Source organism: Streptomyces sp. NPDC019531 (assembly GCF_044903305.1).
In the GTDB taxonomy this organism is placed as follows: Bacteria; Actinomycetota; Actinomycetes; order Streptomycetales; family Streptomycetaceae; genus Streptomyces.
The window spans coordinates 35,292-50,081 of record NZ_JBJDQL010000019.1 but is presented as its reverse complement, the minus strand read 5'-3'; the positions used below and the strand labels follow the sequence as shown (position 1 = coordinate 50,081).

The 14,790-nt window shown below is 69.6% G+C and carries 9 protein-coding genes; 4 read left to right on the top strand and 5 right to left on the bottom strand.

Annotated features, from left to right (window positions below; genetic code table 11):
* The first annotated feature begins 44 nt into the window (after nt 1–44).
* Nucleotides 45–1,607, top strand: a complete 1,563-nt coding sequence (locus ACI2L1_RS22365; protein ID WP_404741095.1) for a DUF1996 domain-containing protein — start codon at nt 45–47, stop codon at nt 1,605–1,607.
* Between the two features lie 61 nt (nt 1,608–1,668).
* On the opposite strand, the gene ACI2L1_RS22360 is transcribed toward ACI2L1_RS22365, so the two are convergent.
* Complete coding sequence (locus ACI2L1_RS22360; RefSeq protein WP_404741094.1) at nt 1,669–2,091, bottom strand: hypothetical protein; 423 nt, start codon at nt 2,089–2,091, stop codon at nt 1,669–1,671.
* 127 nt (nt 2,092–2,218) lie between these two features.
* On the opposite strand from ACI2L1_RS22360, the gene ACI2L1_RS22355 reads away from it, so the two are divergent.
* The 3 genes from ACI2L1_RS22355 (at nt 2,219) to ACI2L1_RS22345 (ending at nt 5,656) form a co-directional block, all read left to right on the top strand.
* Nucleotides 2,219–2,728 (top strand): tetratricopeptide repeat protein, encoded by a 510-nt coding sequence (locus ACI2L1_RS22355; RefSeq protein WP_404741093.1) that lies wholly within the window; start codon nt 2,219–2,221, stop codon nt 2,726–2,728.
* A 197-nt stretch (nt 2,729–2,925) separates the two neighbouring features.
* Nucleotides 2,926–4,851 (top strand): hypothetical protein, encoded by a 1,926-nt coding sequence (locus tag ACI2L1_RS22350; RefSeq protein ID WP_404741092.1) that lies wholly within the window; start codon nt 2,926–2,928, stop codon nt 4,849–4,851.
* 88 nt (nt 4,852–4,939) lie between these two features.
* Nucleotides 4,940–5,656 (top strand): TetR/AcrR family transcriptional regulator, encoded by a 717-nt coding sequence (locus tag ACI2L1_RS22345; protein ID WP_404741091.1) that lies wholly within the window; start codon nt 4,940–4,942, stop codon nt 5,654–5,656.
* Nucleotides 5,657–5,661: 5 nt separating this feature from the next.
* Here the strand turns inward: ACI2L1_RS22345 and ACI2L1_RS22340 are convergent, their stop codons facing one another.
* The 4 genes from ACI2L1_RS22340 to ACI2L1_RS22325 form a co-directional block, all read right to left on the bottom strand.
* Nucleotides 5,662–6,021, bottom strand: coding sequence for a 5-carboxymethyl-2-hydroxymuconate Delta-isomerase (locus ACI2L1_RS22340; protein ID WP_404741090.1), 360 nt, complete (start codon nt 6,019–6,021; stop codon nt 5,662–5,664).
* Nucleotides 6,022–6,145: 124 nt separating this feature from the next.
* Nucleotides 6,146–7,771 (bottom strand): SpoIIE family protein phosphatase, encoded by a 1,626-nt coding sequence (locus ACI2L1_RS22335; protein WP_404741089.1) that lies wholly within the window; start codon nt 7,769–7,771, stop codon nt 6,146–6,148.
* A 72-nt stretch (nt 7,772–7,843) separates the two neighbouring features.
* The gene (gene pulA, locus ACI2L1_RS22330; protein ID WP_404741088.1) at nt 7,844–13,258 is read right to left on the bottom strand and encodes a pullulanase-type alpha-1,6-glucosidase; all 5,415 of its coding nucleotides are present in this window, start codon (nt 13,256–13,258) and stop codon (nt 7,844–7,846) included.
* Between the two features lie 105 nt (nt 13,259–13,363).
* Nucleotides 13,364–14,764 carry a glycoside hydrolase family 30 beta sandwich domain-containing protein gene (locus ACI2L1_RS22325; protein ID WP_404741087.1) on the bottom strand — a complete coding sequence of 467 codons (1,401 nt, stop codon included), beginning with the start codon at nt 14,762–14,764 and terminating at the stop codon, nt 13,364–13,366.
* Nucleotides 14,765–14,790 lie beyond the last annotated feature (26 nt).

Genomic DNA, 14,790 nt, shown 5'->3' with positions numbered 1-14,790 from the left:
GTCGGGCGCCTCGATGCCCCGAAAAAGGAAGTCAGAGGAGTTCCATGGGACGCAATACACGTAAACGCCGCTCGTCGATGGCCACCAAGGCCATAGCCGCGTCGGCGGCCATAGCGCTCGGTGGGGGCGGGCTGATCTGGGCGAACTTCTACGCTTCGGCGCACGAGTCCAACAACTCGTCACAGAACCAGACCAAGGCCGCCAACGCGGCCGCGCAGGTGGCGACCATCTCCTGCCCTGACGTCGGCCAGAAGCTGACGAACGTGCCGAATTCGGCGCGGCAGGGCGTGGCCACGGAGCTGGCGAACCTCGACAAGCAGATCACCGAGGCCTACGCCAGGCTCGCCTCGACGCGCCAGGCTCAGGCAGGCGACTCGGGCTTCGTCCAGAACGCCATCGTCGGCCCTCTGAAGGAGAAGCGGGCGGCCACGATCGACCGGATCCGCATCGACATCCAGCGGGTCGGGGGGCAGTTCAACAGCTCGCTCAGCCAGCTGGCCGCCTGCACCACGCAGACCGCGGACCCGCAGACCAACGCCGGTGAGGGCGACGGCCAGAACAACAACGGCCAGGACCAGGGCGACCAGAACCAGGGCGACGACCAGAACAACGACGGTCAGAACCAGGGTGACGGCCAGGACCAGGGCGGGGACCAGAACGCCGGCGACAACGGCAACGGCGCCGCGGGACCGGTGGCCGACGACTTCGTCAACATCAACGACGTCCAGCCCAACTCCCGCGGGTTGCAGACCGGACTGGCCGCCAACGGGAACTCCGGCTCCAAGGGCTCCTTCACCACCAAGTGCGGCGTCAACGAGAACAACCTGTTCAACTCCGACAACCTGATCGTCGCCCCGGGTGTCGACAACGGCGCGCACCACACGCACGACTACGTCGGCAACCAGGGCAACGACGCCTTCGCCAGCGACCAGGACCTGCAGAACGCCGGCACGAGCTGCCAGAACCAGGGTGACAAGTCCACCTACTACTGGCCGGTGCTGCGTCTCCAGGACGGCACGCAGGAGTTCGACGCGGGCGACCTGGGCGGTGGCGCCGAGGGCAACGTCGGCAAGATCCTGAAGGCGAGCCAGGCGGAGATCAAGTTCGTCGGCAACCGGACGAGCAACGTCGTCGCGATGCCGAAGCTGCTGCGCATCATCACCGGTGACGCCAAGGCCTTCACCAACGGCACCGCGAACGCCAACACCTCGTGGAGCTGCACCGGCTTCGAGGACCGGCAGGTGACGGACAAGTACGTGATCTGCCCGCAGGGCAGCCAGGTGGTGCGGACGTTCAACTTCCAGAGCTGCTGGGACGGCCAGAACATCGACAGCGCCAACCACCGTGACCACGTGGCGTTCGTCCAGCAGGACGGCAGCTGTGCCAACGGTTTCAAGGCGATCCCGCAGCTCCAGATGCGTCTCGTGTACAACATCCAGGCTCCGACCATCGCCAACGGTCAGGTCCAGAACCCGTACGCGGTGGATGGCTTCCCGGAGCAGTTGCACAAGCCCATCACCGACCACGACGACTTCATCAACGTCATGAGCAACAAACTGATGAACAAGGTGGTCAACTGCATCAACTCAGGCAAGAAGTGCCAGTGACCCAGAACTGAGTAAGCCGGCGGTGGGATCTCCCACCGCCGGCTTTCTTCTGTCCGGAAGGTCAGTGACCGGTGTGCGCGGAGTGGTTCGTGCCCACTTCGAGATCCCCACCGAGGGTGGCGCGCAGCGTCTTGACCACGTCCTGGTGGCCGACGGCGACCCACTTGCGGCCGACGAGGTAGTAACCGCCGTAGTCTTTCGCGGTGTTGATCCACTCCCGCTGGCCGCGGTCGGTGGAGAACGTGGCGAGGACGAACTTGTCGTCAGCGTCGGCGGCCTTCTTGCACAGGGCCTGGCGCAGCTCGTCGGCGTCGATCTGGATGTTGGGCGTGCACTTCACCTCGGCGGCCAGGTGTTCCAGACTGCCGGTGGCCGTCGACGGCACCGCTGCGGTGGCCTTCGCGTCACCGCCGGCTCCGCAGCCCGCCAGCGCCAGCACCGCGGCCGCGCCGGTCAGCGCGAGCATCGGTCGGGTAGTCCTCATCTGTTCCTCCGGTCACGGTCCATTCCTTCGGGTCCCGGCGGGGGCCCGTCTCCTCCCATACGGCTGTGCGGCGCGGGACGCTCAAATCCTGGTGTCGCCACGGGTACGGCTGTGCGAAAGTGTGCCGGTGAACGAGGACTGGGAACAGCGGGTGCTCGCCGCCTGGGCGACTCTGGACGACCATCCGCAGGAGCGGGCGGCAGATTTCCGGGCCGTGATCGACGCGCTCGCGGCCGAGCTGCCCGACGGCAGTCCGCTCGGCCTCTTCGAGCGGGCCTGCGCCTGGGACTCGACGGGACACTCGGACAAGGCGGTTCCGCTGTACCGGGAGGCGCTCGCGAAGGGGCTCAGCGAGCAGAACGGCTACAGGGGCCGCCGCGCCAAGATCCAGCTGTCCAGTTCGCTCCGGAACACAGGACAGGCGGAGGAGGGCGTCAAGCTGCTCACCCCCGAACTCAACGGTCCCTCCGACGAGTTGGACGACGCAGTACGGGCCACTCTGGCGCTGTGCCTGTCCAGTCTCGGCCGGGACCGCGAGGGGCTGTCGCTGGTCCTGGGCGCGCTCGCTCCTCATCTGCCGCGCTATCAGCGGTCGATGGCGAACTACGCGCGCGCCCTGGTCGCCCAGGCGGACTGACGCGCCCGAGCGGCGATGATCACGTCCCGCGAGGTGCCGTAGAGCCGTGGACTGCATCGCCCCGCAGGTCACGCGGGCTCCCTGGGGCACTCCGCATCGCATCGGTCACCGGAGCGGGGCACCTCACCCTCCCGCACCGCCCCGCGGGGGCGCGACCGCGGCGGTGACCAACCGACGATTCGCTCGTTCTGCTGAACGTGCAGTCACAGGATGTCGCCCCGCGCCCCGCACCCGCCTCAGGCTCCGCCACCGACCCCGTCGTGAACGTCGAGCAGGCCGAGGCAGCTCTCGTCGAGCACTACCCCCGGCTGGTCCGGCTCGCCTATCTGGTGCTGCCGCCGGGCCTGGGCCGCAACCGGCGGGTCCTGACCGCGCACGCTCTCACCCAGCGCGCCCTGCCCCGGGGCCGCGCCGCGACTCCCGTGATCCCGGCCCAGGCGAGCGGCCGCGAGGGTGACCCCGGCTACGCCTTCGTCCGTCTCCAGGTGGTGCGTACGGCACTGGAGGCGGGCCTGCCGCTCAAGCGCAAGGCGTGGCCCAAGCGCTCCCAGCTCCCGCCGCTGCTTCCCCAGGTGTGGGGCCTGCGCCTCTTCCCCCGCTCCGGCGGCGCCGACGAACTCGCCCTGGACCAGGCCCTCTCGGCCCTTTCAGGACCTGCCCGCGCCGCCTACGTCCTGCGCGGCCTGGAGAAGCTCCCCGACGGCGACGTACGCCAGGTGCTGACCGCGGCCGCCGTGGACGACGTGGACGCGGCTCTCGACGAGGCCGACTCCGCGACGGCCCAGTACCCCCTCCTCGACTCCCCCGAGTTCGACCCCTGTTCGCTACAGGCCCGGCCCACCGACCTGATGCGGCGCAGGCAGCACATGAAGGCCGCGCTCGCCGCCGCCGCGGCCGTCGCGGTGTGCGGGGCGCTGCTCGGGATGCCCGGTGACGGCTGGGGCCCGGACGGCGCCGCCGCTCCCTCGTACGCGCAGAACCCGGCCGCCCAGGCCGCCCTGGACCCGTCCCTGTTGCTCAAGGTCCCGGCCGTCGCGTGGGAGTCCTCGGCCCGCACCGACTTCTCCGTGTGGCCGGCGCGCGGCGACCTCACCGGCGACAGCGCCCTGCTGCGCCGCGCCCTCGCCGTCTGGGCCCGGCCCGGCGAGACCGTCCAGGTCTCCGCCACCCCCGGCACCCCGTCGGGCGGCCCGTCCGGCCCACCGCAGCTCCTGTATGCCGGGACCGTCGACAGTGCGCGCGTGGTGATCCTCTACGACGGTCTGCGCATCGTCCGCTACGCCGAGCCGAGGGACAGCACCAAGGGTGCCGCGCTCGACTTCGCCCGGGTCGACGGCGCGGACCGGGCCGAGGCGAGCGCGGTCGTCCTGGGCCGCTCCGACGGCAACATCCGCTATCTGACGGCGCCTTGGGTGACGAAGGCCGCCGAGCGGGACCTGATGAAGCCGGGTTCCGGCGCCATGGCCCTCGCCCTGACCGACGGCACCACCGCGCCGATGGCCGGCCCCGCGCAGAGTGGCGCCTGCACCTCGTGGAACGTGCTCCAGTTGACGGACGCCTCCGGCACCCGGCTGCTGACCGACCTCGGTGAACTGGTCCCGGCCCGCCTCACCACCGGCCGCCCCGGGTCAGTGAAGGACGCGTCCGGGGCGCAGGGGCTGCGCGCCTGGGCGCCGTACGCCTGCTCGCTCGGTGCGATGCGTGCCTCGGGGGTGCGGGGGGTGAACGCCTGGGCCTATGCGGCGCAGCCGCTGCCGGACGCGAGCGGGACGGCGGACTGGGTGTGCACCCGGGCCGAGACCTGGCAGGGCGGCGGCGAGCGGGTGCTGGCCCAGTTCCACACGCCGGGCGGGACATACGGCGCGGTCGCGGCGAAGGCCGAGAACGTGCCGTCGTGCGGGGCGAAGGACCCGCAGGTGCTGGCCGGGGTGCTGTGGAAGTCGGCGGGCGGGTCCTGGTACCTGCTGGCGGCGGGCAGCCGGGGGACGTCGTCGATCAGCGCGACGGGTGACGTCCGCGGTTCCGCGCGGGGGAATCTGCTGGCGGTGAAGGCGAAGCAAGGCGCTCAGACCGGTCTGAAGGGCACTCTGGAGGACGGGCAGGTCGTGAGCGGGCTTCGGTAGTGCGAAGTGGCCGACTCGTGCCGGATGTGTGAACACCCCTGGCCGGACCGGACCGTTCCGGGCCGGATTCGATCGGTAAGGTGTTCGCATGACTACCGGGGTCCGCCGAAGAATGGGAGTCGAGGAACGGCGTCAGCAACTGATCGGCGTCGCCCTCGAACTGTTCGCCCGCCGCTCGCCCGACGAGGTCTCCATCGACGAGATAGCGTCCGCTGCCGGTATCTCGCGACCGCTGGTCTACCACTACTTCCCCGGCAAACTCAGCCTGTACGAGGCCGCGTTGAAGCGGGCGGCGCAGGATCTGGCGAGCCGGTTCGAGGAGCCGCACGAGGGCTCGCTGGGCGGGCGGCTGCTGCGGGTGATGCGCCGGTTCTTCGACTTCGTGGACCAACACGGGCCGGGTTTCTCGGCGTTGATGCGCGGCGGGCCGGCGGTCTCCGTGGGCGGAGCCCACTCCATGAGCCACGTCTCGGCGACGAACGCGCTCGTCGACTCCGTACGACAGGTCGCCTACGAGCAGATCCTGTCGCATCTGCGGGTGGAGAACCCGCCCGCGCGACTGGAGATGGTCGTCCGCTCCTGGATCTCGCTCGTCGAGTCCACGGCCCTGCTCTGGCTGGACGGCCGGCGTGTCCCGCGCGCCGAGCTGGAGGTGAAGCTGGTGCACGACTTCGCGGCGCTGGCCGCCGTGAGCGCGGCTTTCGACGAGGAGATGACCGCGCTCCTGCGCACCCTGCTCAAGGACGAGCCGAACGACGGCCCGTTCACCGACCTCGCCACCCGGCTGATCGCCCTGGCGTCCTGAAAGTCCTAGCGCTCGAACTTGCGGTACGAGGCGTCGAGGTCCCGGACCTCCGCCGAGGCGTGCAGAACGGCGCCCCCGTCGTCCTCGATGTGCTCGCGCAGCAGTTCCAGGACCGCCTCGGTCAGCTTCGCCTTCGTCTCCTCGGTGCGCCCGGCGAGCAGACCCATCGTGACGTGCACGACGGTGTGTCCGTGCTCGCCCGGGTCCTCGTACCCGAACGCGGTGACCTCGCTTGCCCGGAACTGCGTCTTGCAGGCCTCCGGCTTGGCGGCCGCGATCTCGACGAGAGCGGTGTGCAGGCCCCGCGCGAAGGCCTCCCGGTCGAACGAGACGAAACGTGAGTGGTCGACGGTGATCTGTGGCATGGGCACTCCTGTTCTACGACGTCACAGGTCAGCTTAGGGGTGTCTGACAATTCCCGTCGTCCGCCCGGAGGGCGGGCCCCGCGGCGAGCGTGCGTGCCAGGCGTCGCGGGGCGGGCGGGAATTGTCAGACACCCCCTAGCCGCAGCGCCAGCATCGCGATGTCGTCCTCCCGGTCGTGACCGAAGGTGCCCAGCAGGGTGTCGCACAGGGCGTCCAGGCCGGGCAGGGCGCCCGAGGAGGCCGCTCGGAGCTGTTCCAGGGAGGCCGTGAGATCGGTGCCCCGGGTCTCGATGAGGCCGTCGGTGACCATGAGGAGCCGGTCGGTGGGTTCGAGGAAGAGCTCGGTGGCCGGCGGATGGGGCAGCCCGACGCCGAGCAGCGGCCCCGCGGCCTTGGCGTAGTCCGCGGTGCCGGCGTCGCGGACGATCAGCGGCGGGATGTGCCCGGCGTTGGCGATCCGGGTGCGTCCGGTCTCCGGGTCGATCAGGGCCAGGCAGACGGTGGCCGTGGTGTCGGGGTGGTACCGGTGGAGCATCCGGTCGAGGCGCTCGGCGAGGACGGCCGGGTCGCTCTCGTCGACGGCGTAGGCCCGCAGCGCGTGCCGCAGCTCGACCATGACGGTCGCCGCGTCCAGGGAGTGCCCGACGACGTCGCCGACCGCGGTGAGCGCCCCCTCGTCCACGCGGAGCGCGGCATAGAAGTCACCGCCGATCTCGGTCTGCCGGGAGGCCGGGACATACCGGACCACGACGTCGAGGCCCGGCAGGTCGGGCAGCCGGTGCGGCTGGGGCAGGAAGCTGTGCTGGAGGGTGAGGGCGACATGCCGCTCGACCTTGTACATGAGCAGTGGCTCGGCGGCCAGCGCGGTGGCCTGCGCGAGCTGGGCCAGCAGGGTCTCCCCCTCCAGGCCCACCCTGCGCATCCCGCGCGCGGGCGCGGCCAGGCACACCGGTGCCCTGCCGTCCTGGGTGACGACCAGCGCGAGCCGGGCGTCGTGCTCGACGCCGGGCCGGAAGAACCCCGCGGGCCACAGCGGCGCGGGCACGGTGGTCAGCTGCACGCCGGCCTGGCCCCGGGTGAGCCGGCGCAGCAGCCCCGCGACGGCCCGGTCGGCACCCTCGTCCGGCAGGGCGACGGGGATGCGGTCCCGGGACAGGCCACGGTAGAGCTGGTCGTCCTGGTCGAGGACGAAGACGGCGGCGGGGGTGCCGGTGAGCCGCGAGACGCCCTCGGCGGCCGCGTCGGAGAGCTCCTGGAGGGTACGGGCCGACTGAATGGTCACGATGGTTTCCGACAGCAGGGTGAGCCGTCGTACCAACGCCCGGTCGCCGGCCCGCAGTTGAGCGTTGCGTACGGCGGCCCGGACCACCGCCTCGATCTCCAGGGGTTCGGCGGGCACCTTCAGATAGGCCTCGACCCCCATGTCCATGCCCGCGCAGTGCACGGCCGGGGGCACGGCGGAGGCCGAGAAGTGCACCACGGGTATCCCGGCCGTGTGCGGGCGCTCCTTGAACAGCCGGCACAGGTCGAAGCCGCTCATGTCGGGCAGGCCCACGTCGACGAGGGCCACGTCCGGCAGAGTGCCCTTGCGCAGCCGTACGTCGAGTTCGGCGAGGGCCTCGCCGCCGGTGGCGACCGGGACGACCCGGTGCCCCGCGCGGCTCAGCACGGTGCTCATGGCGTACCGGCTGGCCTCCACGTCGTCCACGACCATCACGGTCGTGCCGGTCAGCTTGCCTTTTGCGTCCATCTGTCACCCCTCGGGCAACACCGGTGGAGCAGACCGGGGTCGGGGTCTGCTCCACCAAGGTTATGCGTTCTCCTAAGGATGGCGGATGAATACGGCCACGGTCCGCCCGGGAACGGAGAAGGTGCCCGATTCCTTCTCGTAGGACGCCCCCTTGACGGTAGGGTCCGCGCCTGCCGTCTGCACGGGATGCAGCCGGTATGCGCTTCCGGCAAGGGCGCCGACCTGCTGGTTCCGGGCCTTCGGTGTCGCGTTGAACACGACGACCAGGTCCCCGAGTTCCATCGTGATCACACCGGGCGTCTCGTCCTTCCCGGACAGCGGGAAGGACAGCTGCGACTGCACCCGGTCCGCCGTGCCGAGCGAGAAGGCCTTCGCCGTCGTACGGATCTTCAACAGGTCCTGGTACGCGGCCGAGGCCCCCTCGATCTGCGCGCAGCCCACCGCCACCGAGCCCAACAGGGGTTTGGCGTACGGCCACTTGGACGCGTTGTCGGCCGCCATGGGCAGTCCGCCGCCGAAGCCGTTGCCGTCCTGGCAGTTCCAGTGGATGGCGTTGAACCAGTCACCGCTGTCGTAGGAGTTGCGGTCAAGGGACTTGGAGCGCAGCAGGTCGGTACCCGCCTGGGAGAGCGCCGGGCCCTGCGAGAGGGCGGCCGTGGCCATGGCGAGGACCTGCATCCGGGCCCGGTCGGCGGCGCTGGTGCCCGCGGGCAGCTTGTACGTCAGCGCGTCGAACAGTGACTCGTTGTCGTGCGCGTCGGCGTAGGCGAGGGCGTCGCCGGGCGCGTCCGCGTATCCGGCCGGTTGGCCGTTGTAGTCGACCTCGGCGCCGGTGACCTCCTTGCCGTCGGTGTCGGTGAAGCGGTACTTCGCGAGGTTGCCGGTCAGACCCACCTTGATCAGGTCCTGGTAGTGCAGGAGGCGGGCCCTCTGTTCCTCCGAAGTCCCGTTTGCCGTGGTCGAGTTGGGGTCGGTGTACAGCCCGGACGCGAAGCCCTGGACGCCGGGGTCCTCGTCGAAGGGTCCGCCGCCGCGTACGGCGTCACGGGCGCGGTCGGAGAAGGTCGCGATGCCCGTGCCGGCCATGTTCTTCTGCGTGGCCTGCACGAAGCGGGCGTCGTCGGCGACCTCGCCGAAGTTCCAGCCCTCGCCGTAGAGGATGATCTTCTTGCCGTCGACGCCGTCCTTCTTGAGGGTGAGCGCGTCGAGGGCCTTGCGCACGGCCAGGATGTTGGCCTTGGGGTGGTGGCCCATGAGGTCGAAGCGGAACCCGTCGACCTTGTACTCCTTGGCCCAGGTGACGATCGAGTCGACGACCAGCTTGCCCATCATGGCGTTCTCGGTCGCGGTGCCCGCGCAACAGGTGCTGTTGGCGACCGAGCCGTCGGCGAGGAGCCGCTGGTAGTAGCCGGGCACGATCTGGTCGAGCACACTCCCGGAGGCCTGTCCACTCGCCGCGGTGTGGTTGTAGACGACGTCCATGACGACCCTCAGTCCGTCCTCGTTGAGGGACTTGACCATCCTGCGGAACTCGACCGTACGTCCGGTGCCGTCCGGGTCCGTCGCGTAGGAGCCCTCCGGGACCGTGTAGTGGTACGGGTCGTAGCCCCAGTTGTAGGCGTCCTTCGCGGCGGTCTTCGCGACGCACTCCTGCTGCTGGTCGGAGTCGGCCGGGTAGGAGGCGAGGTCGCAGGCGGTGGTCGCCTGATCGGACTTGTTCTCGGGGATGGTCGCGATGTCGAACGCCGGCAGCAGATGCACGTACGAAGTGCCCGACTTCGCCAGCTCCTTGAGGTGCTTCGAGCCGTCGCTGTCCTTGTCGGTGAAGGCGAGGTAGGTGCCCTGGTCCTTCGCCGGGACCGTCGTGTCCGCCACGGAGAAGTCCCGGATGTGCAGCTCCTGGATCTCGGCGTCCTTGAGGGGAACGGCCTTGGGCTTGGTGTACGACGTCCAGCCCGACGGGGCCAGGGACTTGTCGTCGAGATCGACGACGAGGCTGCGCTCGGAGTCGGTGGTCAGGGCGACCGAGTAGGGGTCGGTGACCTTGTTGGTGACGACCTTCTGGACGCTGGGCGCCCAGACCTTGGCGACGTACCGGTACTCCTTGCCCTTCCAGGACTTGGGCCCGGTGACGGACCAGACACCGGTCTTCGCCTCGCGCTTCATCTTCACCGTGGAGCCGTCGAGCTCCAGGGCGACGCTCCGCGCGGTCGGCGCCCACACGGACAGCGTGGGACGGCCGCTCTTGTCGAAGGTCGGCCCGAGGTCGGCCTTGGTCGCGCTCGCGTACACGTCGTCGAGGACACCGGCGATCTGGACGCCGGTCGCCGCGAGGACGGCGCCGTTCGCGGACAGCTGGGACGCGACGACCTGGCCACTCAGCGCCTCGCGGACGCGGTCGCGGTCACGGGCGTCGACGGTCCAGGCGGTGTACGCCTTCAGGTGCGGGAACTTCTCCTTCTGGGCGTCGGTGAGGCTGGTCTTGGTCAGCCGCAGCCAGCGCTCGTCGTCACTCGTCAACGCCCCGTCCCTGACCGCGATCGAGCCGTCGCGGCTGTAGCGGAGCTGGGTGGAGGCGGCGGCGTTGGAGCCGTTCCAGGCGACCGTGTTCCGGTCGATCCAGACCGCCTTGGAGGTGGTCAGGTCGAGGGCGGCCGCGGAGCCCGCGGGCTGCGGCAGCAGGTATTTCTCCTGGCCGTTCAACAGCCACACCTCATGCCCGTTGGCCGTGAGGTCGAGCGACTGGTCGGTCGCCAGGTCCTTGTCGTCGCCCTTGTGGATGAGGTAACTGAGGCTGGTGGCACCGTCGATGAGCGGTACCTCGTAGACCGCGCCATAGGCGTCAGTCTTCACCGGCTCCAGGGGGTTCGACCAGTCGGTGGGGTTCGCGGCGCCCGTCCAGACGTGCAGCCCCCAGCCATCGTAGTTCCCGTCGGCGCGGTGGTAGTGGAGGACGGCCTTGGTCGTGTCCTGCGCCGGGTAGTCCGGCTTCTCCGTCAGGACATCCGTCTTGCCCTGCTCGATCCACACCTCACCGGTCTTGGTGACGTCGATCGACCGGTCGGCGGAGACGTCCTTGTTGCCGTCCTTGTCGATGACGAGGAAGCCGACGTTGGAGGCGCCGGTCTTCAACTTGACGTAGGCGAAGGCGCCGTAGGCGTCACGGCCGGTGAAGGGGTGGCTGTTCGGCCAGTCGGTGGCCTCGCCGTCGGCGAGGTCGCCCCAGGCGTACAGGCCCCAGTCGTCGTAGTCGCCGTCCTCGCGCTTGTAGTGGACGACCGCGTAGTCGCGGGAGGAGGCGGTGGGGACCTCTTCGGCGGGCGGGGTGCCGCTGGTGGACTCGGCGAGGGCACTGGCGGTGCGTCCCGCGGAGTCGACGACAACCGCCTTGTAGCGCAGGGCGGTTCCGGCCGGTACGTCCTCGTCGATCACCTGCGTGACCTTGTAGGGGGCGTGGTCGGCGGAGCCGAGGGTCTTCCACTTGCCGTTGCCGACCTGGGCGGCGAACACGACGCGGTTGAGCTGACCGCCGTCGACATCGGCGCTGATCTCGGTGGTGCCGGTGGCGCCGGCGGCCGGGGCCTTGAGGGTGACCGTCGGCGCGGTGGCCGCCTTGGCGGGCTTCGCGGCGGCCTTGAGGACGATCGCGGAGCCGGCCGGGACGGTGACGGTGAGCTTCTTGTCGGCGTCGGACTTCAGGGACGCGTCGCTGCCGTAGATGCCGTGGTACGCCATGGAGGCCGAACCGGCCACGAACGTCGCCGACTTGGCCTCGCTCGCGTTGTTGAAGGCGACGACGTACTCCTGCCCCGTCGTGGCGTCGGTGCGGGAGAAGGCGTAGATCCCCGCGCCGTCGGCCGCGTAGCGCTCGGTCTGGACGCCGTCGGTGAGGGCCGGGTTGGCCTTGCGGAGCTTGGCGAGAGCACTGATCTGCTCGTAGAGCGGTGCGCTCGTGTCGTAGGCGTCGCTCGCGTGCGTGCGGTCGGTGCCGAGCTCGTCGTCGTCGAGGTAGTCGGCGGTCTTCGACGCGAACATCGTCTGCCGGGCGTCCTTGTCGCCGCCGGAGCCGGTGAAGCCCTGCTCGTCGCCGTAGTAGACGACCGGGTTGCCGCGGCTGAGGAACATCAGCTCGTTGGCGAGCTCGTCCTTGGCCAGCAGCTCGGCGTCGGTCGCCTTCGGGTTGTCCTGGTTCAGGAAGTACCCGAGGCGGCCCATGTCGTGGTTGCCGAGGAAGGTGACCTGCTCGTACGCGTTGGCCTTGTCGGTCGTGTACTTGTAGTCGTCACCGAAGAGCGCCGCCAGCTTCTGCGCGCTGCCGTCCTGGGAGACGTACTGCCGTGCCGCCTCCTGGAAGGGGAAGTCGAGCGTGGCGTCGAGGCGGCCCTGGGTGACGTACGGCGAGGTGATCGACGTGTCGGCGGAGTAGACCTCGCCGAACATGAAGAAGTCGTCGCGGCCTTGCTTGGCGGCGTAGGCGTCGAGGGCCGTGGCCCACTGGGTCCAGAACTCCATATCGACGTGCTTCACGGTGTCGATCCGGAAGCCGTCGATGCCGAAGTCCCTGACCCACTTCTCGTAGATCTTCTCCATGCCGCTGACGACCTCGGGACGCTCGGTCCACAGGTCGTCGAGGCCGGAGAAGTCGCCCTGCTCGGAGCTCTCGCCGGCGAAAGTGGAGTCACCGCGGTTGTGGTACATCGTCGGGTCGTTGAGCCACGACGGGACCTTGGTGTCCTTCGTGGCGGCGGTGACGGTCGGCGTCCGCGCGAAGGAGTCGGCGTCGACGTCCGGGAAGTCCTGGGTGCCGTCCGCGTAGTCGGAGTCGTCGAAGGGCTCGCCGTCCTCGGCCAGATACGGGAACGCGCCCTTGGAGAGGTAGTCGTAGGACTTCTCCTCGTAGTCGACGACATCGGCCGTGTGGTTGGTGATGACGTCGAAGAAGACCTTCATGCCCTTGGTGTGGGCCTTGGAGATGAGGTTCTCCAAGTCCTGGTTGGTCCCGAAGTGCGGGTCGACCTGGGTGAAATCCGTAATCCAGTACCCGTGGTAACCGGCCGAGGCGTTGCTGCCGGTCCCCTGCACGGGCTGGTTCTTGAAGATCGGGGCCATCCAGATGGCGGTGGTGCCCAGGCCCTTGATGTAGTCGAGCTTCTTGGTCAGACCCTTGAGGTCGCCGCCCTGGTAGAAGCCCTTGTCGGTGGGGTCGTAGCCGGTGGAGAGGCGGGAACCGGTCAGGCCGCCCTTGTCGTTCGCGGTGTCGCCGTTGGCGAAGCGGTCCGGCAGGACGAAGTAGAACTGCTCACGGGTGTCGTCGTGCCGGGCCGGTTCCGCGGCGAGCTTCGCGTCGGAGGGCGGCGGGGGCGGGGTGTCCGCCTGGGCGGACAGCGGCTGGACGAGCGCTGCGGCCAGCGCGGTCACGGTGACCGCGGCGACCCGTCCGGCATGCGTGCTGCGGCGCCTCGACGGCACCGGCCATCTCGGTATCACTGACGTGGACTCCTTGCGATGACGGCTCTGTGGGTCCGACCCCGCGTGACCGTATCGCCGCCGTAAGGCTTACAGCAAGAGTCCTGAAACAGATGGAAAGAACTTTCAGCGCCGGATGGTGTAGGTGACGAGCGAGCGGGCCGGGACCGTGGCCGTGAGCGAGCCCCCGCGGACGCGGACGGCGGCCTGACGGGCGGTGCTGCTGGAGGCGTTGGTCAGATACGGCGTCGCCGTTCCGCTGGTGATCCCGGTGTTCTGGAGGCTGAAGGACACCTGGTTGGCCGTGGTGGCCGAGTTCAGGGCCACGACCGTGACCGTGCCGTCGGTGTTGCGGAAGGCCGAGAGCTTCAGCGCGCTGTCGGGAGTCGTGGCACCGATGCGGGTGGCGCCGGGGCGGACGAAGCGGCTGTAGTTGGCCATCGCCCACAGCCGCTTGGAGACGTGGTAGCTGTCGCCGTCCATCTGGATCAGACCCCGGGTCGCGCCCAGGGAGGCGCCGTACCAGTAGACGTATCCGCTGACGTTCCCCTTGGTGAGGGCGTCATGGATGGCGGAGGCGACCGTGAAGCCGTCGTAGCCGCTGCCGTCGTCCCAACTCTCGTTCCAGGTGGTGCCGTTGGGCGACCACTCCGACATCCAGGTGCGCTTCCGGGTCGGCAGCAGACTGTCGACCGCGCTGGCGTAGTTGTGGCCGGTGTGGGTGGTCACGTAACCGCGCGCGGTCGCGTCGGCCTCGATCGCGCTGGTGTAGGCCTTCTGCTGGGTCCAGCCGAAGGAGTCGCAGCAGGCGACCTTGTATCCGGCGGCGCTCGCCACCGGCCCGAAGAACTTCACGTACTCCGTCGCCTGGGCGGGCGTGAGCCGCATCGAGTCGTATGTCGCCGTCCAGTCGGGTTCGTTGGTGAAGCCGATGTCGGTGATGCCGATGCCCTCCTGGCCGTAGAACTTGGCCCATTGGACAAGGAAGTCGGCGTACGCCTTACGCCAGTCCCCGCTCGCGCAGGTGGCACCGCCCAGGCCGCAGAGGGTGCCGCCGTTGGCGTCCGTCCCGTTGGTCTTCATATAGCCGGGCGCGGTCCAGGCGTCGGCGTAGAAGCGGTTCACGCCGTACGCCTTGGCCTCCTTGGCCAGCCACACCTGGCCCTTGTCGTAGCCGTCCCAGGTGTACTTGGGGGTGGCGTTCGGGCCGCCGGGGTCGGTGGGCTGGATGCCCGAGTCGATGCCGAGGCGCAGGATGCTCAGGCCCGCGCCGGTGGTGCGGCTGAGCAGCAGGTCGAGTAACTCCCGCTGGCGCTCGGCCGACAGACCTTCGGAGCCGTTCATGACGGCGGCCCGGCCGAAGTGTTCGGAGAAACCGAAGCCGTCGATGGGCTGGTAGGTGGTGGCGCCGTTGATGGTGGCGGTGGTGGCGGCCGCCCTGGAGGGCAGGTCGGCGGCTGTGACGCCGGCGACGGTGAGCAGGGCCGCCGCCGTGCTCACCGCCCACTTGCTGAGTCTGCGCTGCATGACGCACTCCTTGACGAAGGGGGTGG